We start from the raw sequence: 24,933 nt of genomic DNA on the forward strand, positions 1-24,933 counted from the left end.
GATCCGCTTGCGGATGAAAATTGACTTTGGTGCGAAAATATAAGGCACTTGGGCTTGCTTCCTCATACTCTTGCAAAATGATATGTCGCTAACCGCCAAACTGCTAAGCGATCGCTTAGATAATTATTATCAGCAGATCGCAGCAGTCATTCTCAACCGTCAAAATCCGATAACCGGGCTATTACCCGCCAGTACCGCCATTAACGCCCACGGCGACTATACCGACGCTTGGGTGCGAGACAACGTTTATAGCATTCTCGCGGTTTGGGGATTGGCGCTGGCTTACCGCAAAGTTGATGAAGATGGGGGACGCACCTACGAACTAGAACAAAGCGTCGTCAAGCTGATGCGGGGGCTATTGTTCTGCATGATGCGCCAAAGCCACAAAGTAGAAAGTTTTAAACAAAGCCAATCCCTGCTAGACTGCCTGCACGCCAAATACAACACCAGTTCTGGCGATGTTGTCGTTGGCGATGACGCTTGGGGACATTTGCAATTAGATGCTACCTCCCTGTTTTTACTGATGCTGGCGCAGATGACAGCATCCGGGTTACACATCATCTACTGCATAGATGAAGTTAACTTCGTGCAAAATCTGGTGTATTACATTGGTCGCGCATACCGAACACCCGATTATGGAATTTGGGAACGAGGAAATAAAATTAATCGGGGGAATCCAGAACTGAACGCAAGTTCGGTGGGAATGGCAAAAGCCGCTTTAGAAGCGATTAGCGGGTTGGATTTATTCGGGGTACGCGGTTCTCAGGCTTCGGTTATCCACGTCTTACCTGATGAAATTGCTCGCGCCCGGATGACACTGAAATCCTTGCTGCCAAGGGAATCCAGCTCAAAAGAAGTTGATGCGGCATTGTTGAGTGTAATTAGTTTCCCAGCCTTTGCAGTGGAAAATCTGGAACTGGTGGAACGCACCCGCCAGAAAATTATTGACAAGCTGGAAGGACGCTACGGCTGCAAACGCTTTTTGCGAGATGGACACCAAACCGTTTTGGAAGATACCAGCCGCTTGCACTACGAACCTTGGGAACTGCAACAGTTTGAGCATATTGAGTGCGAATGGCCTTTATTTTTCACCTATTTGGTGCTGGATGGCTTGTTTCACAGAGACACAGAACAAGTTAAAGACTACCAAGAGTGTCTGGAGTCTCTGTTAATTGAACAGGAAGGTTTGAGGCTGCTACCTGAACTGTATTATGTGCCGAGAGAGAAGATAGAGGCGGAAAGGTTAAATCCTCACAGCCAGACACGTTTACCTAACGAAAATATTCCCTTGGTATGGGCGCAAAGCTTGTATTTATTGGGGCAAATGTTGAGTGAAGGTTTGGTCGCGGTGGGAGATATTGACCCACTGGGACGGCATTTAACAATGAATCGCAATCAAGACCCATTGGTGCAAATTGCCCTCTTAGCTGAAGATGAGGATTTACAGGCAAAATTGCAAGTTCAGGGCATTGCTACCCAAATACCAACGCAGGTGGAACCGATTCAGGTACGTCAAGCAACCGACTTGTCGGGGGTTTTTACTCAAATTGGTCGGAATGATAAACTGGGACTTACTGGCAGACCTTTAAGGCGGTTGCGGAGTTTAACGACATCGCGGATTTTTCGTGTCCGAGGTGAGACGATTGTCTTTTTACCGTCGTTTTTGGATCAACAGCAATTTTATCTGACGCTAGATTATCATTTCCTGGTGGCTGAAATTCAAAGCGAACTGGCGTATATTCAGCGGAATTGGTCTGAGTTGGGTCGTCCGACGATGACGCTGTTGCTAACTCATGGGATGCTGGAAACTGGCTCTGAGGCGTTGCTGGAGTTGATGCAGGATTTGAAAGACGGTCTTTGCAATGGTGTCCGGGTAAAATTGGGGCGACTCAATCAGCTGATGCTGACGGCGGGGACTGAAAGAATCGATTCTCTGCACGATTTTGAGTTTAGTCAGTCTCCAGTTCAAGATGCAGCTTTGCAATGCTACTACCTAGCTAGCCTTCCTGAGAAAAATGGCCCGTTGAACCATACTCAAGAATTTATGCTGGAGTGTGAAACGAATTTAGGATTATTACTCGACCGTCTGCGGGAGACAAATAATATCTACGAGCAAGTTGAGTGGTTGGATACCTTGGTGCGGTTGCGGGGGTTGGATTTTGACACAGGGTTCGGAGGCCCTGGCGTGCGGGTGACGGTGGCGGATTTGCTAGATGAAGTTTACGCTAAGGCTGGTATTTCTGGGGCTTCACCTTATTGGACGGTGGTGCGTCATGCGGCTGGGTTGCTGGATAAGGTGGATATCAGTTTGTCGGATGCGGTGACTGATATTCTGGTGCGGGGTAAGCAAATTACGGTGGGGAAGGCGTATAGTGAGGCATCCTTGATGACGCGCCCGATGTCGTATACAGAGATTATGGATAAGATTCGGGAGTTTTGTAGGGAAGATATACGCGATCGCGTCCTTACTCAAGAAATCCTAATCTATCTCGGTCAACTGATCAAGTCGGAACCCCAATTATTTGACGGTTTGCTGACGCTGCGAGTCGGATATCTAATTCTACTTTTAACTAGCGAATTAGCTCACGAGTTGCAAACATCTCAAGATGAAGCTTACGAAAATTTGATGCAATTAAGTCCGTTTGAAGTTAGGATGCGTCTGCGTCAAGTTTTGGCTGGATACGAAGGGATGAATCAAGTGTTGCTAAGTCAAGAATCTTTGCACGTTAAACAGCAGGAGAAAGATATTGACTGGGTGGTGTCAATAGTGGAACAAGATGAAGTAGAAGCACCCGCGGCTGGTGGTTGGTTGCGACAGCGACAGTTAGATGGGGCGTTAAATCGGGTTCCGAAAGATTTTTATCCCAGCGTTTGGCGATTGCTGAAACACTGTAAGGGTTTGGTAATTGGCGATAAGTTAGAACGCCGCAACCGTTTGGATAGCCAGATGATTTTGTCAGAAATGACACCCGGAGAGAAGAATTTTGCTCTGCGGGTGGAACATTTGCTAAATAAGATACAGGTGCCGGAATACCGTAAAGTTAATATTGAGGCGTTGATGGAATTGGATGCGATCGCGATCGCTAACCCCGGTTTACAAATTGCCGAATATATTGTGCTAGATGTGCTAATTGGTCATGCTGTCCGATTAGCTTGGCTAGAAAAGTTTCCGGAACACGCCGACCGTTACGATGAGTACAAAGCCGCCGCTTGGCGTGCCTTTTATGGAACTTCTCCCAAGGAATGCGCCACTTTTATTGTAAAGGCGTTTAGATTCTTGACTCAATTTGGACAGGTTAGTGCTGCTTAATAGTCATTTATCATTAGTAACTTGTGGAGTGGTTTAGATTTTTTACAGGAATGAACCGCGCAGGCTTCGCTAACGCGGTTCATAAAAAAAGGTAGAGACGTCATAAAAACGTCTCTACCATCACAAATCAAATTCAAATAACCCGGAATAGCTAATGGCTAACAACTAATAGCAAATTTGGCATCTTTCGGCATAGTTTCAAATGTCATCTTCTTAGCTTTGTCTCGAATAGATTTGAGAGTTAAGCGAATTGCCCATGAAGATAAGGAAGGGTTATTTTCTATTTCATTTATCAGGGCGTTTAAATCGGTAAGCACTTCCTCTGTAAACTGGTTTTTAGTTGGTTGCATGAGTCGAAATTGTAAGTTTGGGAAACCTTGAATGAAGGATATCAGTTAGTTTTTAAAAACAAACTGGCGAATAGTTGAGCCATTCATCTGAACTTGACAAAAGCGAAATCTTATAATTATCTCTACACTCTAGTTGGCTTGGGATTACGGAAACTTCTATAAATTCGTCAACTTCAAGATTTACGCACTCTTCAAAGGATAAGGCAAGATGAAGATAGGCGAGAGTTTCCATTTGTTTTACCCTGATTTTTTTAGCTGTTAAGTGTATTTAAGCGAAAATAATTTTTGAAATGTTGTAGTGGCTGACCAGTTAGTTGAACGTCACGGCGAACCTTTGCTGTAATGCCGTTTTATCAAGGGTGATAGCCACTAAACTGTAGACACTGTGAGAATTGGCTGAGGTGCTTATGTTTCAAGCCACTCGTAGACGGTTGGCTTTTTGGTATACAGCTGTAACAGCTGTATTGCTGCTGCTATTTGCCACTGGTGTCTATATGTATGTCCGCAGCACCTTGATTGAGCGTGTGGATGACACCCTCAATCATGTGGTAGAAGTTGTACAGCGAAGTCTCGTAATTGAAAGTGTCGCGCCCGACAAACTTACCGTTAACGTCGAGGCGAGTTTTCCCAACAATGCGGACACAGTTGAAGACGACCACATCGACTTAGAATGGTTTAGCCCCAACGGTGAATTACGCTGGTCAACTTTATCCGAACCGCTAGATATTCCCATCCATCTCAATCGCACTGGTGAAACCGTCAAGGTGGTAAGGGGTTCAGGGGAGCAAGGAGAATCTCTTAACTCAAAACTCAAAACTCAAAACTCAGAACAAACTGGCGAGACACCTGGGCTACGCACTCAATACTCACCACTCCTGCTGCGACAGGTGACAGAACGAGTGGAAATCGGGAGACAGGTACTGGGATATCTGCGCGTCAGCCATCCCTGGTTTGAGGTTGCTAAGCCGACTCGCCTGCTGATGGTCGATTTGATTTTTGGCACCCTGCTAATGTTGATTTCTGTTGCAGCTAGCGGCTGGTGGCTTTCTGGGTTGGCAATGGAACCAGTGCGAGAGTCTTATCAACGTCTCAAACAATTTACAGCTGACGCTTCCCACGAACTGAGAAACCCAATTGCCATGATTCAAACCAATGTCCAGGTGGCGCTAGCTGACCCTGACTTGGTAGAAGCACAGGGCGAGGCACCTCTACATTACCGACAACAGTTGAAAGTTGTAGAACGACTTACTCGGCGGTTGGGGCGTTTGGTGGATGATTTGCTGTTTCTGGCGCGGCAAGATAGCGGTATGGTGCAACGCAATTGGGTGTCAGTTCCCCTGGATGCCCTATTGATGGAGGTGATAGAAGAACAACAGCTAGTTGCATCTGAAAAGGGTATCAAACTATCTTTAGATTTGGCACTGGGCACTGGGGACTGGGGACTGGGGGAATCTCGCCAATCCGCAATTCCCAATAATCCAAAATCAGGCGATGTTTTGGAAAGAATAAATTTCCCCAAAAATCCCTTCAAAATCCAAAATCCAACATTGGATGTTGAGGGCGATTGGGATCAATTGGCGCGTCTGTTTACAAATTTGGTTAGTAACGCGGTGCAATACACTCCGGCGGGTGGTCAAGTTGATGTCGAATTGCAATATATAGAAAAAGGCGATGGCGAACGCATCTCTACTAGACGCTACGGGATACCCCAGCTACAAGTGACCGTCAGCGATACTGGCACGGGTATCCCAGAGTCGGCACTACCCCACATCTTTGACCGATTTTATCGGGTTGATCCAGCCCGGACTCACTCTAGTGGGAATTCTACAGCAACGGGGTCGGGATTGGGGTTAGCGATCGCTCAGGCAATTGTCGAAAATCACCACGGTTACATCCAAGTCGCTAGTATTCTCCATCAAGGCACAACCGTGACAGTCACCTTACCCGCCCCTAGAGAAGAATAACAATAAACCACCAAACAACTTCTCCTATTCAGCCTTCATTCCTCATCCTCCCCATTACCAAAATAATAGGCCTAAAGCCCCGCCCTACAAGGGCGGCTTTTGTGTTAAAGTTTTTGCGTAGGGTTTTCCCACGTAAGATGATCGTCCTAGAGTTCAAAGCAAAAGGAAAAACAACTCAATACGAAGCTATAGACGAAGCGATTAGAACTGCTCAATTCGTTCGCAACAAGTGTGTTCGTTTTTGGATGGACAACCGAGGCGTAGGACAAAAAGAGTTATATCGCCTGAGTACATTGCTAAGAAATGAGTTTTCTTTTGTCAAAACCTTGAACTCTACAGCGGTGCAAGCCTCTGTAGAAAGAGCCTATAGCTCAATCGCTCGGTTTTATGACAACTGCAAGAAATCCATTCCCGGAAAAAAAGGCTATCCCAAGTTCAAGAAAAACTCTCGTTCAGTGGAGTATAAGACCTCTGGATGGGCGCTATCACAGACAAACAAGCAAATCACTTTTACTGACAAGAAAGGAATTGGGAAACTAAAACTCAAGGGAACGTGGGACTTAAACTTCTACCAACCTGACCAAATCAAACGGGTTAGATTAGTCCGTCGGGCTGATGGGTACTACGTTCAATTTCTCATTAAAGTTGATACTCATCAAGAACTGCCCTCTAGTGGTAAAACCATCGGCTTAGATGTGGGACTTAAAGAGTTCTACACCGATAGCAATGGACACACTGAACCTAACCCTAGATTTTATCGAACAGGCTCCAAGCGACTGAAATTGCGTCAACGTCGTGTTTCACGGAAGAAAAAAGGCTCTGCCAACCGCAGGAAAGCCATCAATAGATTAGGACGAGTACACCTCAAAATAAGTAGGCAGCGCGAAGAACACGCTAAGCGAATAGCGCGTTGCGTAATCCAATCTAACGATTTGGTCGCCTATGAAGATTTGAGGATTAAGAACTTAGTCAAAAATCATTGTCTTAGCCTTTCTATTAATGATGCAGGTTGGTATCAGTTCAGGAAGTGGTTAGAGTATTTTGGGGTGAAGTTTGGCAGGGTAACGGTTGCCGTAAACCCCGCCTACACTTCCCAGCAATGCTCTAATTGCGGCACTCAGGTCAAAAAATCTTTATCTACCAGAACGCACGTTTGCGAGTGTGGGTTGGTATTAGACCGAGATTGGAATGCTGCCATCAACGTCCTGAAATTAGCCTTGAGTACCGTAGGGCATACGGGAACTTGGATTTTAGATCCGAACGCTTCGGGAGATTCGACCTCTACTGTGGTAGGTGCAAACCTATCTGGGCAAGTTGGGTCTTTGAACGAAGAATCCTCTCGCCTTTAGGCAGGGGAGTGTCAATCTCCTAAAGAAATGCTACCCGTGGCAGATGCGGGGATCGTGCTTAACCTATTAATTTCTAAAAGGTGTGGATAAGGAATTTATCCTCATTCAATTAGCCAAAAATTGCGCTTGAAACTCTTGGGAGTTTCAATAGCTCACTGCTGTATGCGTACATTTTTCGGCAAATAGCATTTTTTACTAGATTCAATTTATCAGGAGTTTCTGATGACCATACCTTTAAGAGAAGATATTGCCTACATCTTACTCAAAAAAATCCACGAAGGTGACAATGAACCGGGTAAGCATGAAGTGGCTTTTACAGCATCAGATTTTGCCGGAAGACAAGTTACAGAAACCGACCTATTAGGTCACTTGGATTATTTAAATCAAAAGCAGTATATCGATGCCGAATTTACTGGCAATGCCTATGGAAATCAGGAGGATACTTCGGATGTAGTTAACCCGAAAGAGTTTGACTTTCGGATTGCCAACACCTACGATCCTTCAGATGGTTTAGCACCTCATTTGATTAAATTTAAGAGTGCAAGACTGACAGAAAAAGGGCAACGTCTGCTAGAAAAAATGGAGGATAACCCGCCTGAGTCCCTTAATGAAGGCCCGGTAGTTCCCATTGCTACAAAGGATATGCCCTTCCTGGAAAAAGTCATGTTCCGGGGCGAATTGGAAGATATTTTTGATGCCAGAGATATCACTGAGGTTGTGTTCCGCACAATGCGGGATATGATGACCAACGAAGCTGTAGACCGGGTGACTGAAGAATTACATGAAGAAGCCCTACCCACAGAAGATAAAGCGCTGCAAAACGAAGTTGCGGATCTTTGGGTAGATACTAATCCCATTGTCCATTTCTTAAGTCGGATTCGTCCGCCTTTGATTATTAAGGCGGATACTTTTCTATTTCGGATTCGTCAAGAAGCTGGTTTGCCACAAGGCGTAGAACCAGAAATGGCAATCAAGGCTGTCTTCTCGGCGACTAAAGATGATTTGTCGCCAGAACGGATTAAGGAAATTTCCGACTTTCTTCCCGACAAAATAAAGGAAATGTGGGAGCAAGCATAGGGTGAAATAAGGGCTAAAGAAAGATGAATAAAATCTTTCTTTAGCCAGATGTAAGGGGAAAGAAATAAATATTTAAAACTTAAAAAATAAAAAGATAAGATATAGGCAACAGCAAAATTTTTTTTAAAATTCAGTTAACAGAGGAATAAACGATGATTCGGCAAAATCAGCCAATCAAAAAAACCATTGGGTTAATGGGGGCTATCTGTGGAAGTCTAATTATTGGCTTACCAGCACTCGCCCAAATGAACCCTACTCCCGGCAATATGAACCAAGCGCCGGATAGTAGTGATCGCATGATGCAGAATACAGGCGATCGCGATACCATAAACCAATCACTCCAACCCACAGGGCGCGTCTCACCACTTAACCCTTGTCCGAGTGTCTTTTACGAACCCCAACACGTCCAGCGCGGCATTCGTCCCCCAGAGGGTTGTCCGGCTGTCTTGCCCGGAACACAACCAGTACAGCAGCAGCCAGTATCTCCCAGTTCCAACGCTATACCTGAAAGCGGCGGACAAGAAACTACACCAGCACCAGAACAGCTACAATCTCCGGCTTCCAGAGTTATCCCCATGAACGGGATGGTAAGTGTCAAGTTGGTGAACCAAACTGGCGATCCTATTACTTATCAAGTGATTGGCGATACCACTCAGCGACAGCTACAAGGCAGATCCGATGCCACTCTAGAAGGTTTGAAAACACCCGTGAATATGACCTTCCAACGCCCGAATGGGGCATTACTGAGGGTAGTTCCTCAAGCATCCTCTGAACCGGGAGTATTGGAGGTGAATTTACAGGAAACAACGGATCTAAGCGTTGACAAAAATGCCATGACTATTCAAGAAAGTGGATCTGTTTTCTTGAACTAAAAAGTAAGAATTCTCGTTTCTAGGCTGAGGTTGGAAACGCAAGTGATGAAAAACCTCTCCCCAACCCCTGAAGGAGTTGGGGAGAGGTAAAACGATTTATTTTCAAACAGGCTGATGTTTTATTTGGTGCGGGTAAAACGGATTTGCGCCAAATCGTTGATTAAAAACGCTTCTTGCTGCTGATCCCCTAAAGAACGAGCCAAAATAATCGCCCGTTCGTAAAAAGTCTGAGCCGTTGGGTTGTTACCGCTTGCCTGGTAAAGTTGAGCTAATAACGCCAGCGTTCTGAGTTCTTGACGCAGATTTTGCGATTCTTGGGCAAGGGTTAAGCGTTGGTCGAGTAATTCAAAGGCAACCGGATATTGCCTAAGTCTGCTGTAGATTGCCACTTGACCATCAATGGCGCGGATCTGAGTTGAGCGATCGCGTGTTTGTCTGCCTAATCGCTGCGCCGCACGGTAGGCTAGTAAAGAATCGCGATATTTCTCAGTCGCTAGATAAGCATCTCCCAAATTATTTTGTGTATTTGCCTCGCCTAGCGGATCGTCACCCCGCCGCCGGAAAATCAAAGCTTCTTCGTAACGTTTAATCGCCTGATAATAATCTCCAGCACTAGCTGTTGCCAAACCAAGATTACTCAGCGATAGCCCTTCACCAGGTAGGCTTTTGATGCTCTGGGCAATTCTTGCGGCTTCTGAAAAGCTGACTGTAGCAGCATCTACGGCACCTCGTTGCAGCAGCAGCGTCCCCAAATTATTTAAACCATAAATTTGACCTTGGAAATCTTGCCTGTCACGAGCAACTGCCAAGCGTCTTCTAAGAGCATCTTCTGCTTCGATGTAGCGCCCTAATTTACCATAGGTGATGCCGAGAAAATCGTATGTAAGACCGATTGCCTCCTTGTCACCAATTCTCTGATAAAGTTCTAAAGCCTGTAACCAGTAGGGAATGGCTTTTTCCAAATTCCCTTTCTGCTCCTCCTGTCCCCCCAGTCGCAGCAGTGTGTCAGCATCTTCCCTGTCAGTGGTTTGAGTGCCGTTGTTTAAGGGAATGGTGAGTTGTTGGTCAATACTAACAGCTTTGGCAGCTTTAGGAGCGCTGAAAAAGAAAGCAACAAGTAACAAGTAAAAACTAACAAGTAATAAATTCCGGCTTTCAGTTTTAATTAACCTATGTTTCCCTAGCCCCTTACCCACAGCTGGCACCTCCTCTTCGTTGCCATTCTGCCTCAGAATAGATTCTGAGGCTAATAGGTTAAGTTTGTTAAAACGGATTGACTTTAAGAAATTTTTACCATTCTCAAGTGGGCGGTTGAAACCGCGTCTACACAGACAAAACCCGCCTGCGCGGGTTTCAAAACCTTGGATTTGTCTTAAGTCCGCGCAGGCGGACTTGGTTTGTATAGCCGCGATTTCTAATCGCCTGGGCTTATTGTTACTGGTGCAAGATGTGAATCTTAACTGATATCTTGCAGCATTCTCAACTGGGTGGTTGAAACCGCTTCTAGACAGACAAAACCCGCCTGCATGGGTTTCAAAACCTTCGACTTGTCTTAAGTCCGGCTGCGCGGACTTGGTTTGTATAGCTGCGATTTCTAATCGCCAGGGCTTATTGGTGCAAGATGTCTGTTTTAACCGAATTGCTCTATCAGGCTGGGGTTTTAACCCCAAGCTGACTACCGATAACCATCCCCGCTCCCCATAACTCATACCTGGTAGCTCCTCTCGCCTTTGGTTGCTTGTCTATCCCCCAACAGATAAATTGCGCGAATATCTTCAGGTAATGATGCTTCTAATAGTTGATACCCTTCAGTTAGCTTGATTCGCACCGCAGCCGGAGAAATTGCCTCTCCCTCTGCCTGTAAATAAGCAGCAATTCGCGTATCGCTCCAGTTGAAAGTCTGCGCCATCAAAACCATCAACCTCAGCATCGGCGGAAATCGCTCCAAAGCTTGTTCTACATAACACCACAGCGGCGGAGAAGCAGCTTGTAGGTTGTAATGAATTGCTTCTACAGGTGGCAATTCTGCCTGGTTGATACAAACAGCCGTGATATTAATTAGCCAGTTCTGGAAAGTTAGCAACCCAGTCCCGGTAACGTCGCGCAAATCCAAACCCCCTAGCTCAAAGTAAATGTGCCGCCAGGTGAGGGCAAATAGATAATCTGCCTGTACAGGCGATCGCGCTAAATGCTGAATCAACGTATATACAATCGAACTGTAGCGACAGAAAATCGCGGTGAAAAAGCGTCCCTGTTCAGGATGACGCTGAAACAACGTGAGTAATTCCTGATCGCTGTAATGAAACAGCGATTTGACAATCGGATGATTGCTTTCCGGGAAATGAGGAATCTGCACAATAAGAGAGCTTAGTTGCCAGGAGTGTGAAATCGGCACCGACGATTCTAATATATCCTGATGTGTTGGCAGATGCGATCGCTTCAGGATCGCATCTGCCAACACGCGAGTAGACAAGCGAGCGCTATTCGCCCTTTTTTAACTATTACTGGTTTATTTTTAGACCTTATACCTAAATTCAAGTATAATTTTACCCGGACAGCGCTCTAAATCCCTATTAGGGATTGAAATTTTGATACAATAAGCTACCCTAAAAGAGTATCCTCTGAGTTCTCAAAAATTTATGCTGTGCAGAAAAGTAACAGCAATTTTGTGAACTCTCCTTGGGTTGGCAAGCGCCTCGTAAGTTCATGATTCTAGCGGTTAGTATTATTCCTTCTGTGCTGAACATCTTTTACTTAGGGTCTTTCTTTCCGGAATTGCCTCTAGACGGTCTTTTGTCCACACAAGGCATTATGGTGATGCTATTGGTAGCCTACGCGGGTGCCATGTGGATGTTCCTCACCAGCGCCCCGAAAGTCCACACCATCATGGTGTCCGACTTAGATATGGCGAGAGAGTTATACGAAGGCTTGCTAGATTTGCCCGTAGCAGAAGTGCCACTGCACTATTACTACAACTACGAGCAAACCCTGGGCGCTACCGCCATCGATCCTCTTTACCTCTCACCGACTTTGGGAGGCACCGCTACCCAAAAGTTTAGCGGTAACGATGGTTTGTGGTATCAGCTGAAAAAGAATACTCAGCTACACATCATCTCTGGCGCAAGTTTGGGCAGAAAAAATCAGCAACGCCACGTATGTTTTGACCACGACTGTTTAGAGATGGTGCTGCTGCGAGTACAAATTCGCGGTGTCAAGCACAAAATTCGCCGCGACAAGCCACTGAATTTCTTGGTGAAGGATCTCGAAGGTCGCGTGATTGAAATGGCGGAAGTGTCGAATTAATTATTTTGACGTTCCATTATCCATAATTTTTTGTCACCCCGCCCCGTTCTTAGGGTGGGGTGACAGGGCTTGTGGCTCACTTCACATGGTCAAAGCCGTATTTTTCCTTAATAAAGGCATTGTAGTATTGACCAATTGACGGTGCGCTCTTTAAAGCTTGATAGACGCTATCAGGTACATCGTGATAGTTGTAGATACTTCCGTTGTCGAATTCGAGGCGGAGTGTTTTAGTTTCTGAGTGATAGTCAAAGGCTTTAATAAAGCTGCTGTTCGACTTCAGGAGAGGGAATGCGATCGCATCCCGAATACTCGCACAATCTGTCAGCACCATCACTAAGCGGTCAATTCCAATCCCTAAACCACCCGTCGGCGGCATTCCATATTCCAACGCCGTCAGGAAATCCTCATCCACGCCTTGCGCTTCCAAATCTCCCGCCGCCTTCCGCGCCGCTTGCGCCTCCAGACGTTCCCGCTGATCGATTGGGTCTGTCAACTCCGAGAAACTATTTGCCGTCTCTCGTCCTACGATAAACAACTCAAACCGTTCCACCAAACCAGGCTTAGAGCGATGCGGCTTAGCCAGAGGCGAAATTTCTACAGGAAAATCTAGCACAAATGTCGGCTGAATCAAATTAGCTTCGCACTTTTGCTCAAAAGCTTCGTTGAGAAGTTTCCCAATAGATTCGCATTCTTGCACATTCTCAATCCCCGCCTGAGTAGCTGCTGCTTTTGCCTCCTCAAGAGATTGAAAAGAGTTAAAATCTAACCCTGTCTTTTCCTGAACCAAGTCGTGCATCGTCACCCTACGCCACGGTGGAGTTAAGTCAATCGCCTCACCCTGGTAGGTAATTTCTAGTGTATTCAGCACCTCTTGGGCAACGGTGGTAATAATCCCTTCCGTCAGCGCCATCATATCGTGATAATCGGCGTAGGCTTGGTAAACCTCAATCGTCGTAAATTCCGGATTGTGGCGAGTCGAAACCCCCTCATTCCGAAAAATCCGCCCCAATTCAAACACCTTCTCAAACCCACCCACAATTAACCGCTTCAAATGGAGTTCTGTGGCAATCCGCAGATACAACTCCATATCCAGCGTATTGTGATACGTGATGAAAGGACGCGCATCAGCACCCCCAGCTTCACTCTGTAACACTGGGGTTTCAATTTCAATGAAACCCAACTTATCCAAATACCGACGAATCCCAGCCGTAATCTTAGCGCGACGGCGGAAAGTTTCCCGCACCTCCGGATTTACGATCAAATCTACATAGCGCTGACGATACCGCTTCTCCACATCAGTAAGTCCATGCCACTGATCCGGTAAAGGCAACAGCGACTTGGTAAGTATCGCGTACTCCTTAACGTAGACAGATAATTCGCCCTTTTCCGTGCGTTTAATTGTCCCCTTGGCTCCCAGAATATCCCCCATATCCGTCAGCTGCTTGACTGTGTTAAAAGCATCTGGGACATCCGCCATACCTTCTTCGATTCTTTTCTTCTCCAAGTACAGCTGAATTGTGCCAGTTTCGTCTTGCAAGGCAAAGAAAGCAAGCTTACCGAACACGCGCCGCGCCATGATGCGCCCAGCAACGGCTACTTCTACGTCAACTTCTTCGCCGCTGGACAAATCTGCGTATTTTTCCTGCAATTGAGCTGCATGGTGGGTAGTTTCCCATTTGTAAGCGTAGGGATTCAGCCCTAGCTGCTTGAGTTGTTCGACTTTCTCTAACCGCGTAGCGCGGATATCTTCTAAGGACATGATTAGGAACTTCTAGGGGCAATCTCTGATTTTAGGATGCTCTGGGCAAGTATGTTAACTATTGTGGCTTGTTTTCGCAGCAGGAAGATGGAGGGACGCGATCGCATTCTCCCCCACTTCACCAGATAAGCGCGATCGCACCCTTCCCACCAAGCATCAGTAGAAACATTAGTGATAGTGTTGGTGATGCAGAAAAAGTAACTGGTCAGATGGCTAAACTGGTTCCTGGTGAGGGTACTGTTGCAACTTATGGTGAATTAACCAAGGCGAGACGTAGAGATGATAACCTCACAGCGCATCACATTCCGTCCGATGCGTTTATGAAAGCAAAAGTGTCTGGTTATACCAGAAATAAGGGGATTTCGATATGGATGGAGCAGCCGTATCCGGGAGCGGGTGGTCGTCATCGCCAGACTTTATCTTATGGATCGTCTCCCGACTTGAGCCTTTCTTCAAGACAGGCTCTTGCTCGTGAAGTGTGGGATGTACGATCGATTTATCGCCAACAAGGACTTTATACGCCTGATATTCGGCGTAGCTTACAGCAGGTCATCAAGCAAAATAAATTAACTTGGGTAGGTACTTTTAACAAAGTGAGGAATAGAAGATGAGCGATAATAACTTTATTGAAATTATGAAAGCTAATAGATTTATGCGATCGCGTGCCGAGGTCGTAGCTTTTGATGAAGCTATGGCTCAACTTGCCAAGCATCCGAAAAATGAATATTTGCCAGAATTGCATCTAGTTTTAGACGATGAGTGCGAGCATCACGAGGTCATGTATGGCCTAATCCATTTTCTGGAGTCTTTTGATGCAAAGGAACAGTTTCAAGCACTTATTGATGTTATTCCTGAGCTAATTGTCCGTGCGCCAGAGTGGACAAAAACTCTTCATTACGGAATTCTAAATGATGATTCGTCTTGTGCTTTATATAAAGAGATTTTGCATTCAACTAACTCCAAAAATCGGGATGTTGTCTATCAGGTTCTTAAAGAAATTGCAGCGTCGGAATCTCCGCCTCTGTCCTCACACGCTGAGTTTGTTTTGAGCGAAAGTGCAACTCTGGTTAATTAACTGAAGTTAAAGCGCGATCGCATTCTCCCCCACTCCACAACAAAAATGCGATCGCATTCTCCCCCACTTCACAACAAAAACGCGATCGCATTCTTTTTGCTAGACAAGTATAAGTGGATATGCAAAATAAATTACACATTAAATGCTATTGAAAGCCTTATGTAGCAAGGCCAGCTTATGTAATTTATTCTGCACAGGCACTTACCACTTAAATCGAATAACTTTTGTAACTGCTATCTAAATAAACACACTCACTGAAATCAGCTTTTTACGGCTGTATTATCGCCTTGGCATTGTAAATCTTAGTCTGCTAGTAATCTGGCGAATGTTTTCCTTGTTGGAATGCAACATAAAGTAACTGTCGTCTGTCCCGTTCAGGCGCATCGAATTCGGATAGCGGACAATGAGCGTTGCCATTCTTTCCAGTGCCTTGTCTTGGTCAGCCGAAGGCAAAATTAAACACGCTGGGCGACCCTGGATTTGCAACTGCTGCACTTGGGGACGAGTACCATAGGGAATTAGTCTATGATTCCGTGCTTCATTATTACAAACATCCTGTATAGTTGACGGCGGCGGTGTCAACAGCCCTGTTACGTGGAAAAATCCATCAGCACCACTAAAGCGTTCTCGGTTTTCATAGCCCGGGGTAGGTTGCCAATTGCTGGGGTAGCTAAAAGTAACACCATAAGTAGAATTAGTGTACCGCTGTGTACTTGCACGGCGTTTAGATGGAACTTGCTTTTGGCTAACTGATGGGGAAAGCTGCTTTAAGGAAACTTCTGGAGCAACGCTAGGAACTGCTTGACTGCTACCTGGGGAGAGTATGTCGCCTAGTGGCACGAAGGCTACAACTCCTAGGACAAACAATAGAGAATATCGAGAAACAATATTTTTCATGGATTTTCTTGAAAGACTATATAGGGCTTACACAAACGGCAAAAATCGCGCTTTTTCAAGGACGGTTTAGTTATTCAACAATTTCTGTGAATTTGAACAATCCCGAACTATTTAACTGATAAATTCCGCTCGCGTTTACCTATATCCGGTAATTATTAGGACGGTAGCCTTAGAAATTCTGTTTCCTCAAATTTATTCAGGACTTATGCAGTTGCCGTGAACTAAAGTTCCGGCTCAAAGCTTAAACCCATTGAAATGGGTTTGTTTGAGGTTTTTTAGTCAGTTTCAACTGACTTAGGCTTTGGGCCTGGAAATTGATTTCCTTCCAGTGCGTAAGTCCTAATTATTGAAAAAATTGAATTAGATAATTGGAACCGGGAACTAGGAAGCGAGTGTATCTAGGTGAAGCTAATATCAAGACTGCGCCTCATCCTCAGCAGAGTCATCCAAATACAGCCTGATAAACTCCTCCGCAGCGACCAGATCGATCTTCTGAAGCGCCTTCCAAATCTCAAGCATCGTTTCAGCCACGGGATCTCTCACTTCACTGGCCCAACGGCTTACATTTGATCGCCGAATCCCCATTGTCATTGCCAGACGATTTTGGCTGATGTTATGGGTATCCAATACCTTTCTAAGTGCTTTGCCTGCTTTTCCCATAACTTTGATCGTCTCAGAGGTTCACGGTATAGTAAATGTTTCCTTTTGGATACGATTACTGTAAGATAGATGGTAACTAATAGGAACCAGTGCGTCTGAACCGCAAAATTGCCATGTCTCTGCTTCGTAGCCGCATCAACCCGCAAACTGTCATCACCCTGAGACAACTTGCCAAACACCTCAACATTGACTCCAGACGCATCCTAAATTGGGAAAAGTGGCAACACGTCCTCTGGGTACATATTGAAGGTAGAGGCGGCTACTTCGTTAGCTATCGCACCTTGGAACAGTGGATAACCGCTTGCTGCGGCTTGCTGCGCTGTTGTCCTAACTTGGAAGCACTGGCAGTCCTTTGGTCAGCTATTCAAAAAGAAGCCAAGCGGTACACTGAAGAAGGTTTAGAACAACTACAGCAAGTTTGGCAGCAAAGGCAAGTTTGCATGAAGATGACAGGCAAGATGTCTTACAAAGATGTGAAGGCAGTTTAACTTAACTGAAAGCCTAAAAATCTACTCCTCGCTTTAAGTCAACGCCTCTGTCAGCATAATGCTTGTGGCAAATCATTTCCGAGTGGACGCTGGCCAGATCAAAATAAGCTGGTGTATTCAAACAACGTCCGGTGATGATAACTTCTGTGTCGCGAGGTTTGCGTAACAAAGCTTCTACTATCGGCTGTTGCGGCAGTAATTCTAAGTCAACTGTGGGATTGAGTTCGTCGAGGATGATAGTCTTGTACAAACCAGACGCGATCGCAGTCCGGGCAATGTCCCAGCCTCGTTCTGCTTCCACATAGTCTAGCTCTTGCTGTTGTCCCCGCCAGACAATTGCATCCCGCCCGCAGCGCTGATGATCCACCAGGTTCGGATATGATTGTTGCAAAGCAGCGATCGCGGCATCCTCAGTATAGCCAGTACCACCCTTAAGCCACTGCATAATCAGAACTCGGTGCGAAGTATCCTGACTAATCCCGCGTCCAATCCCCTGCAACGCTTTGCCTAGCGCACTGGTAGACTTTCCTTTCCCAGCACCCGTGTAGATTTCAATTCCCGAAATTGAATTTTCCTCAGATGCGGAGTGTTTGTGAGGCTTCATTTCCGAGTGCAAATCGGCAATATCCAGCAGTTGTTGCGGCGCGGCTCTACCTGTGACAATGATTTCTAACTCTTGGGGTTTATGCTTGAGAGTCTGCACGACTTCATCCACACTCAGCAAACCTAAGTCTAGAACCGGGTTCAGTTCGTCTAGAACCAGGACAGAATAGAGGTCAGATGCTAGAGCGCCTTTTGCCACATCCCAGCCGCGTTCCGCCTCCTGTCTGTCAAAGCGCGTAATTTCCTCTTTGGTAAAAAATTCTGCTCGTCCCGTGCGAACCTGGTCAATTAGGTGCGGGAAACCTTGCTGTAAAGCTGCGATCGCGCCATCTTCATCATAGGCGCGTCCCGGCCCTTTGAGAAACCGCAACAGCAGCACTCGCGTTGCCAAATCTGTATTAATACCTAGTCCAATTGAACGCAAAACGACACCCAGCGCCGCTTGCGATTTTCCCTTCCCGGCTCCATCATAAACATGAATCTGCCCAACAATACGCTCAGAACGTGCTTGCGCCGTGCGAATGCCAATCCCCGTTCTGTTCATCATTCTCATGAAATCTCAGCTGCCACAAATTGATAACGATAGCAGATTAGAAGTTTAAATTGAAAAGGAGCAAGGCACAAGACGTTACAGGAGTTAAGCTGTTGTGTATCCAACGCCGTATAAATCTACACTAGGAATAAGTAGTCCGTTGGTGGTGCTTTTCTTCCCCTGTGTCAGTGCAACCAACACAACAAACAAAAAACGATTTCCACTCTTTGCAACTTTGTTAACTAGAAGTTAGGGAGACAGTCTTATGGGTTCAAATGTTTTCCCCCTGCCTACGATTTTATTTCAATTTCTCTTTTTACTGGTAGCGATTGCTATAGAATCATTCATTCTACATAGAAATCTTAACCTCGGTCGCCAAACCAGTGCCGACTATGCTATGTTGATTAACTTACTCTCAAGTATTGTAGGATGGTGGATTTTCTTTTATGTTTTGCCTTTGCTGCCATTGGAACTGAGAGCGCAGGTAATTAGTTACATTTTTTTTGATACCTTTTTTACAATTAATCAATCTTCAACATATACAACACAGCTAATTTTAACAATATTTATTGTTTTCCTGTCTAATTATCTCTTAAAATTAAATTTTTTACAACTAATTCAATTTGTAATTGAGCCACCTAAACCCACTACATCTGAACCCCAAGAAAGGAAGTTGAAAACTATTGCCGATCGTAACGTTAAAATCCAAGAAAGTCCGAATCTAGCAAATATAATGTTTCAAGCAACTTTCTGTAGCTATGGTGTTATTTTAGTTATTATATTTTTGATTCGTTCAGAAATTATATAAATTTTTAGGTTTTTAGGCATTTTCCAACCTACAAAAATGATTGATGTTAATTTTTTAGTGCAAGGAAATTAGCAATGTTTTGGATCGTAGTAGACATTAAAGATTTTTTTAAATTTTTGCAGTCGCTAATCGAGCCTTTCATACCTTCTCGCGCTTATTCTTGGAAGACACTAATTTATCTAAGTACATTTTCTTGGGTAATGTCTCTTTTGACAACCGATGAAGCGCGAGATTTTATTAGTTTTTGGGGATGGATATTTTTAATTGCTGGGACAAGCTGGGCTAGCACAGAAAACAAAATAAAAATTGGCAATCTGTATCTGAGTCCGTGGATTACGGGTGCCTTAATATGTACTTTCGTATTTGGCAACCGAACGCCGGAAGAACAAGAGGCGGGCTTGATAATCTGGCCTACATTATCGGCACTGATTGCTATTGGCCCAGATTTTCTCGATCAAGGCATGAAATTAACATTGCCTAAACCAGCAATTCGTAAAAGAGACTTAATATTGCTTACCAGCAATATACTGATTAGTTGCTGGATTCAATTTTATTTTGTAGCTCAAAATTGGTTGAGTGAATATCCCACCTTAATGTCCGATGACTTTAGCCAAAGTGCTTTTATGTTTAGAATGGAGTCTACAGAGCCGATAGCTCCCAGAGGTGCCATAGTTTTAGACTTTATGGAACCACTTTTAGAGCAAGAGTTGGATAATAAACCTTGGTCAGAAGTGGAACGATGGCTGCTGCAACCGCAACCGCGCATAGATGCCCTTAAACAGGAAGCGATCAAAGGGCTTCCTAGTGTTGAGGAAGATTTATGGTGGCAATATACGTCTAAAATATCCTCAATTAACTCAGGCTATAACTTACAATTACTGGCAATTTGGCAAGGGCCGCGATCGCAACCTGAAGTATATTACATAAACAAGCCTTGTCAGATTACTCAAACCTACGAGCAAGCAGATACTAATTCTGAGGCGACATCCAACGAAACTAGGGGACAAGCAACTGCGATTGCTGAAGTTAGCTGTCAACCAGCCAGTACCTTAAAGGAGAATCAAGCAACCAGAAGTCAAGGGTAATAAAATATAATAAATCGTTGTAGTAAATAAATATTAATTCAAAATAACAATGAATTTAAGTACAGTAAAACCAAGGCAAAGCAATGTGTTTAAAGAAATGATTGGAAGCTTGAAGAGAACTTTAGCGATCGCTACCAATGCGTTTCGAGAAGTAATACGCGATCGCGTCCTTTATCTCATCGTTTTGTATGCCCTTGTGATGGCAGCAGCGTGGCGATTGCTACCAGAAGTTGCGGCAACAACAGAAGATAAAATGCTTTTAGATGTAGGCCTGGCAGCAATTGATGTACTGGGTTCAATTGTCGCTGTATTTGTTGGCACAGGGCTGATCAACAAAGAAATTGATAAGCGCACAGTCTTGGTGTTAATTCCTAAGCCAATTAGCCGCGCTGAATTTATTATTGGCAAACAACTAGGACTATCAGCGGTGCTGGGTGTATTAGTGGCACTAATGACAGGAATTTATCTGGCTTTTTTGAGTTTGGCTCAGATTTCGTACCCAGTAGTTAGCATTTTGATTGCCGCACTCTACCTATTTTTTAAGTTATGCTTATTAACTGGTATTGCGTTGATGTTAGGCGTTTTTACTAGCTCCTTGCTAGCTACTTTGCTAACTTTTGGAATGTATTTAATGGGGCATTCCAGCCGGGATTTGTTAGCCTTAGGGAAGTTGAGCCGCAATGTCGATATTGAACGCCTAACTCAAGCCCTATATCTAGTATTACCAGACTTATCCAGACTAGACCTAAAAAATCAGGCAGTTTATGGAATTTTGCCTGACTCAATAACACTTTTAAGCAATGCTGTGTATGGCTTGCTGTACACTGTATTAGTCTTGGCGATCGCTATCCTGATTTTTTCAAGGCGTGAATTTTAACTACAGGTGTAAAGTTAGTTAAGGCGCGATAGCGAGAGTATAAAACCACTGTTTCATCTTTAGTTTTATTTCAAACCTCTCTCTTGGTAATGTCGCAGTCGCCACTAGCACCCCAACCAGCTAACCTCCGCCTACTGATAGTGTCAGAATCAAGTTTGGATGTAGAGCTGATTATTAAAAGGCTGCACAAAGCAGCAGCCGCTGTTACTTATGATGTTGCCGCAACTTCTGCTGCTTGTCAGAAACTATTGCAGGAGCAAAGCTATGATGCAGTATTATTAGATACTTTACTGGAAGACATGAGTATGGAGATACTAAAATTACTCCAGCAATCAAAGCAAGAAATACCCTTAAATTTATTTAATAGTTGTTTAGAAGATAAGGCAGGTGTGAATTATCTAAAAGCAAAGACAAACCAAACTCACCGATTAGAAAGAATGGCTGACCAGACTGCGATCGCACTCTACAATGCTCAAACCTACAAACGCCTAGAACAGCAAGTCAGAGACCGTACCCAAGAACTAGAGCAAGAAAAACAACTCTCAAAAATTGCCAATCGTACCAAAAGCGAATTTATCGCCACCATGAGCCACGAACTGCGAACACCCCTAACCTGCATCTTAGGGTTTTCGCGCCTGCTATTAGATCAGGTTTTTGGGAGACTCAACCAAAAACAGCAAGAATACCTCACTGCTATTAGTTCATCTGGCAATCATTTATTAGAACTGATTAATGACGTTCTGGATTTATCTAAAATTGAAGCGGGTCAAGAAGAATTAACTTTAGAAACACTGCTAGTAGAAGAAATATGCCTGGATGCTGTTAAACTTGTGCGCGAACGGGCGCAAAAAAAAGGGTTACAAATATTAGTATATATTGCGCGAAATATCACAACCTGCATAGCTGATCACCACCGCTTGGAACAGATTTTGGTAAACCTGCTGTCTAATGCAGTGAAATTTACAGAAACAGGTTTAGTAACGCTCAACGTAGAAAAAACCGCAGACACCATCTTATTTTCAGTGATTGACACTGGTATTGGGATTAGCCAAGCCCAGCAAACTATCCTTTTTGAAGCGTTCCAGCAGCTAGATAGCGGACTGAATCGCCAATATGAGGGAACTGGTTTAGGTTTGGCTCTATGCCGCAAACTGGCATTACTACACGGTGGCGAGATTACAGTAAAGTCAAAACTCTTAAGCGGCTCGTGCTTTACATTACACCTGCCAATACAGCCCTTAGATTCATCAAAAACCACCCAAAATTCGCTACCGTAAAAAAGTAACTCTCATGTAGCATTCTCTTCCTCTGCGTACTTTCTTGCCTGGAGCGGTTCAATTTTTTTTAACTAACCATGATTGATCAAAAACTTGAGCAACTGAAAACCTTATTTGCAGAAATGGAAATGGCTCTGATTGCCTATTCCGGAGGCGTCGATAGCACCTTAGTTGCCAAGATTGCACATGACGTTTTAGGCGATCGCGCCTTAGCCGTAACCGCCGTTTCTCCTTCTCTTCTTCCAGAAGAACTAGAAGATGCTCGTATCCAAGCAGCAGCAATTGGAATTGCCCATAAAGTCGTGCAAACTCACGAAATGGACAACCCCAACTACACCTCGAATCCTGTCAATCGCTGCTATTTCTGCAAAAGCGAACTGCACGACACCCTTAAACCGTTAGCCCTTGAACTTGGTTATCCCTACGTCGTGGATGGTGTCAACGCTGACGATTTAGGAGATTATAGACCAGGAATTCAGGCGGCGAAAGAACGAGGAGCGCGATCGCCCTTAGCAGAACTCACAATAAGCAAAGCCGAAGTACGTCAAATCTCCAAACAATTAGGACTTTCCTGGTGGGATAAGCCCGCTCAACCCTGTCTGAGTTCCCGCTTCCCCTACGGCGAAGAAATCACCGTCAGCAAACTGCAACGAGTCGGAAGAGCCGAAATTTATCTGCGTAAGCTAGGTTTATCTAATCTCCGAGTCCGTTCCGATGGCGATACGGCCAAAATTGAGTTATCACCAGAGCAAATCAAAGAATTTGTCTTAACCACCGATTTACCAACTCTAGTTTCCGCCTTTCAGGAATTCGGCTTTATTTACGTCACCCTCGATTTAGAAGGCTACCGCAGCGGCAAATTAAATCAAGTTTTGTTGCAGAAAGTTTAACGGCGTCAATGCGTCTTGAACTTCCCAAGCCGCTTAAACCTAACTTTCTCTCGTTAAGAGTCAGAGACTCTTAACGAGAACTTGGCAGAACCTCCAGTTGTGAAGGTCGAGACTCTACCTTGAAGGGGAGCATTCCCAGTCTTTGGCTTTTAACGAGTCAAGGAAACTATTGGGTAGTTCATAAATAAAATCGCGCTAAAAAAACATATGGGATTAAAGCTTGAAAGTGTCATTCCTTGGGGACGTTCATTAAAAGAATATAGTGGGATGTTTCACCTAACTCCTGACGACCTCCAGAGGACAATTCTTGATTGTGCTGGTGGCCCTGCCAGCTTTAATATTGAGATGACACGCCAAGGGTACAAAGTTATATCTTGCGATCCTGTCTATCAGTTTACCGCTAGTGAAATTCAACAGCGTATCCAAGAAACCTACCAACAAGTTATAGACGGCGTTCAAGCCAACCTCGGCAGATACGTTTGGCAGAATATCCAGTCACCAGAACAAATGGGGGAAATTCGGATGTCAGCCATGCAGCAATTTCTCGAAGACTTGCCCTTAGGAATTCAACAAAAGCGATACATAACCGCTGAATTACCTGTTTTGCCCTTCAACACCAATCAATTTGATTTAGCCTTGTGCGGTCATTTCTTATTCACCTATTCTGATTTTCTCTCACAAGACTTTCATATCAACTCAATTATCGAACTTTGCCGCGTTGCCAAAGAAGTGCGAATTTTTCCCCTTTTGCATCTTTCTGGAGAAGCGTCACCAATGCTTGTGCCAGTTATGAAACATTTAGAAGCACAAGGCTACAACTTGGAAATAAAACAAGTACCTTATGAATTTCAAAAAGGTGGCAACCAAATGTTGCGGGTATTGCCAAAAAATGAGGAGTGATGAGTTAGGGATTAATAGAAATACAGCAATTCAAGGGTTGGGTGCGATACATCTGTAGGACATGGCAAGGCCATGTCCCTACCAAGGTGGTTTGAGAATTTAACCCAAAACGCATAGGTAAAATAAAATTCTTCAACAGCCACGCACTCTCGTGCGCTCTTAATCCACGCATAAGGGTGGCTCCCCAACTAGGCTCAAAAAGCTTCAGGGCATTCTTCAGCTTGAAGAACGCCCTGATTCAAATCGATTCATTTATTCACAGGCTTTGGAAAGCCTCATTGAATTGTTACACCACTATCCAAAACGGACTCTAGCCGATTAATTGCAATAAACCTAGCTCAGCGAAGCATTGCTGCGGTCATAGCTGGCGCGGAAGCTGGGATGAGGCTGTCCCTGAATGTGGTTCCAGTATTCAGATCCTTCAACATCCATACCAACTTCAGCTGCTGTGCGACCTAGCATGGACTGCTGACGATTCTTGATGATGTGATGATGACGCATCATTAGGGCGCGAGCTTGTTCTTGAGTAGACATACCAGGTTTCTCCGTGTTGCTTAAGTGATGTTTGAAGGTCGTTGTTTTTCCTTACTTATTCAATATAACAGAAAATTCTGTATCTAAATTTACAAAACGGCTTTTTAAACAAAAATTCACAAATAATTTTGGGATCGGGTAGCATCGTGATTCAGATTTTGCATAGCCGATACTGGTCGGCAGGCAAAGGCTGTAGAATTTGACGAGCCACCGACAAATTTGAAACTCCTACATCCTCCAAAAGTTTGATTTAATACTTCAGATAGGTAGGCTAAAGACATAATATTGGGAAGAAATCGACTCTGTAGCTCAGTCCAGAAGAT

The 24,933-nt window shown here is 44.6% G+C and carries 23 protein-coding genes; 15 read left to right on the top strand and 8 right to left on the bottom strand.

The features are described from left to right. The first annotated feature begins 82 nt into the window (after positions 1-82). A complete protein-coding gene (locus tag H6F74_RS01590) occupies positions 83-3,310 on the top strand; it encodes a glycoside hydrolase family 15 protein (protein WP_190435283.1) in 3,228 nt (1,075 codons plus the stop codon). Positions 3,311-3,468: 158 nt separating this feature from the next. Here the strand turns inward: H6F74_RS01590 and H6F74_RS01595 are convergent, their stop codons facing one another. Continuing rightward, positions 3,469-3,660, bottom strand: a complete 192-nt coding sequence (locus tag H6F74_RS01595; RefSeq protein ID WP_190435287.1) for a hypothetical protein — start codon at positions 3,658-3,660, stop codon at positions 3,469-3,471. 407 nt (positions 3,661-4,067) lie between these two features. Here H6F74_RS01595 and H6F74_RS01600 point away from each other — a divergent pair, with 407 nt between their 5' ends. The 4 genes from H6F74_RS01600 (at position 4,068) to H6F74_RS01615 (ending at position 8,922) form a co-directional block, all read left to right on the top strand. Next, positions 4,068-5,624, top strand: coding sequence for an ATP-binding protein (locus H6F74_RS01600; protein ID WP_190435291.1), 1,557 nt, complete (start codon positions 4,068-4,070; stop codon positions 5,622-5,624). A gap of 137 nt (positions 5,625-5,761) precedes the next feature. Beyond that, a complete protein-coding gene (locus H6F74_RS01605) occupies positions 5,762-6,973 on the top strand; it encodes an RNA-guided endonuclease TnpB family protein (RefSeq protein WP_190435295.1) in 1,212 nt (403 codons plus the stop codon). A gap of 222 nt (positions 6,974-7,195) precedes the next feature. Continuing rightward, the gene (locus H6F74_RS01610; protein WP_190435299.1) at positions 7,196-8,050 is read left to right on the top strand and encodes a DUF2267 domain-containing protein; all 855 of its coding nucleotides are present in this window, start codon (positions 7,196-7,198) and stop codon (positions 8,048-8,050) included. A gap of 152 nt (positions 8,051-8,202) precedes the next feature. Next, positions 8,203-8,922, top strand: a complete 720-nt coding sequence (locus H6F74_RS01615; protein WP_190435302.1) for a hypothetical protein — start codon at positions 8,203-8,205, stop codon at positions 8,920-8,922. A 119-nt stretch (positions 8,923-9,041) separates the two neighbouring features. On the opposite strand, the gene H6F74_RS01620 is transcribed toward H6F74_RS01615, so the two are convergent. Continuing rightward, a complete protein-coding gene (locus tag H6F74_RS01620; protein ID WP_199300749.1) occupies positions 9,042-10,631 on the bottom strand; it encodes a tetratricopeptide repeat protein in 1,590 nt (529 codons plus the stop codon). Beyond that, the gene (locus H6F74_RS01625; protein ID WP_190435399.1) at positions 10,628-11,278 is read right to left on the bottom strand and encodes a sigma-70 family RNA polymerase sigma factor; all 651 of its coding nucleotides are present in this window, start codon (positions 11,276-11,278) and stop codon (positions 10,628-10,630) included. Before H6F74_RS01625 ends, H6F74_RS01620 begins: the two co-directional genes overlap by 4 nt. A gap of 350 nt (positions 11,279-11,628) precedes the next feature. On the opposite strand from H6F74_RS01625, the gene H6F74_RS01630 reads away from it, so the two are divergent. Next, positions 11,629-12,225: a glyoxalase-like domain protein gene (locus H6F74_RS01630; RefSeq protein WP_190419180.1), complete on the top strand. Its 597-nt coding sequence runs from the start codon at positions 11,629-11,631 to the stop codon at positions 12,223-12,225. A 76-nt stretch (positions 12,226-12,301) separates the two neighbouring features. Here H6F74_RS01630 and lysS read toward each other — a convergent pair whose 3' ends face one another. Next, the gene (lysS, locus tag H6F74_RS01635) at positions 12,302-13,984 is read right to left on the bottom strand and encodes a lysine--tRNA ligase (protein ID WP_190435305.1); all 1,683 of its coding nucleotides are present in this window, start codon (positions 13,982-13,984) and stop codon (positions 12,302-12,304) included. 68 nt (positions 13,985-14,052) lie between these two features. Here lysS and H6F74_RS29115 point away from each other — a divergent pair, with 68 nt between their 5' ends. Both H6F74_RS29115 and H6F74_RS01645 read left to right on the top strand, forming a co-directional pair. After that, positions 14,053-14,595 carry a hypothetical protein gene (locus H6F74_RS29115; RefSeq protein WP_199300750.1) on the top strand — a complete coding sequence of 181 codons (543 nt, stop codon included), beginning with the start codon at positions 14,053-14,055 and terminating at the stop codon, positions 14,593-14,595. Beyond that, positions 14,592-15,059: an Imm30 family immunity protein gene (locus H6F74_RS01645; protein WP_190435308.1), complete on the top strand. Its 468-nt coding sequence runs from the start codon at positions 14,592-14,594 to the stop codon at positions 15,057-15,059. The genes H6F74_RS29115 and H6F74_RS01645 overlap by 4 nt, the downstream gene beginning before the upstream one ends. Positions 15,060-15,338: 279 nt before the next feature. Here the strand turns inward: H6F74_RS01645 and H6F74_RS01650 are convergent, their stop codons facing one another. Both H6F74_RS01650 and H6F74_RS01655 read right to left on the bottom strand, forming a co-directional pair. After that, complete coding sequence (locus H6F74_RS01650; RefSeq protein WP_190435312.1) at positions 15,339-15,956, bottom strand: hypothetical protein; 618 nt, start codon at positions 15,954-15,956, stop codon at positions 15,339-15,341. A 414-nt stretch (positions 15,957-16,370) separates the two neighbouring features. Then, on the bottom strand, positions 16,371-16,616 hold the full coding sequence (locus H6F74_RS01655) for a helix-turn-helix transcriptional regulator (RefSeq protein ID WP_190435315.1): 246 nt from the start codon (positions 16,614-16,616) through the stop codon (positions 16,371-16,373). Positions 16,617-16,729: 113 nt separating this feature from the next. On the opposite strand from H6F74_RS01655, the gene H6F74_RS01660 reads away from it, so the two are divergent. Beyond that, positions 16,730-17,104, top strand: coding sequence for a hypothetical protein (locus H6F74_RS01660; protein ID WP_190435318.1), 375 nt, complete (start codon positions 16,730-16,732; stop codon positions 17,102-17,104). 13 nt (positions 17,105-17,117) lie between these two features. On the opposite strand, the gene H6F74_RS01665 is transcribed toward H6F74_RS01660, so the two are convergent. Then, positions 17,118-18,251 (bottom strand): cob(I)yrinic acid a,c-diamide adenosyltransferase, encoded by a 1,134-nt coding sequence (locus H6F74_RS01665; protein ID WP_190435404.1) that lies wholly within the window; start codon positions 18,249-18,251, stop codon positions 17,118-17,120. Positions 18,252-18,504: 253 nt separating this feature from the next. Between H6F74_RS01665 and fraC the strand changes: the two genes are divergently transcribed. The 6 genes from fraC (at position 18,505) to H6F74_RS01695 (ending at position 24,076) form a co-directional block, all read left to right on the top strand. After that, entirely contained in the window at positions 18,505-19,047 is a 543-nt protein-coding gene (gene fraC / locus H6F74_RS01670; protein WP_190435321.1) for a filament integrity protein FraC, read from the top strand. 74 nt (positions 19,048-19,121) lie between these two features. After that, a complete protein-coding gene (locus tag H6F74_RS01675) occupies positions 19,122-20,132 on the top strand; it encodes a DUF5357 family protein (RefSeq protein ID WP_190435323.1) in 1,011 nt (336 codons plus the stop codon). Between the two features lie 97 nt (positions 20,133-20,229). Further along, positions 20,230-21,009 (top strand): ABC transporter permease, encoded by a 780-nt coding sequence (locus H6F74_RS01680; protein WP_190435407.1) that lies wholly within the window; start codon positions 20,230-20,232, stop codon positions 21,007-21,009. Between the two features lie 89 nt (positions 21,010-21,098). Then, the gene (locus tag H6F74_RS01685) at positions 21,099-22,286 is read left to right on the top strand and encodes an ATP-binding protein (RefSeq protein WP_190435325.1); all 1,188 of its coding nucleotides are present in this window, start codon (positions 21,099-21,101) and stop codon (positions 22,284-22,286) included. Positions 22,287-22,363: 77 nt separating this feature from the next. Then, the gene (gene larE / locus H6F74_RS01690; RefSeq protein ID WP_190435328.1) at positions 22,364-23,176 is read left to right on the top strand and encodes an ATP-dependent sacrificial sulfur transferase LarE; all 813 of its coding nucleotides are present in this window, start codon (positions 22,364-22,366) and stop codon (positions 23,174-23,176) included. Between the two features lie 207 nt (positions 23,177-23,383). Beyond that, positions 23,384-24,076 carry an SAM-dependent methyltransferase gene (locus tag H6F74_RS01695; protein WP_190435331.1) on the top strand — a complete coding sequence of 231 codons (693 nt, stop codon included), beginning with the start codon at positions 23,384-23,386 and terminating at the stop codon, positions 24,074-24,076. 333 nt (positions 24,077-24,409) lie between these two features. Here H6F74_RS01695 and H6F74_RS01700 read toward each other — a convergent pair whose 3' ends face one another. Beyond that, a complete protein-coding gene (locus H6F74_RS01700; RefSeq protein WP_190419205.1) occupies positions 24,410-24,610 on the bottom strand; it encodes a hypothetical protein in 201 nt (66 codons plus the stop codon). Between the last annotated feature and the right edge of the window lie 323 nt (positions 24,611-24,933).

Origin of the sequence: Trichocoleus sp. FACHB-90 (genome assembly GCF_014695505.1) — a bacterium.
GTDB lineage: Bacteria > Cyanobacteriota > Cyanobacteriia > Cyanobacteriales > FACHB-T130 > Funiculus > Funiculus sociatus.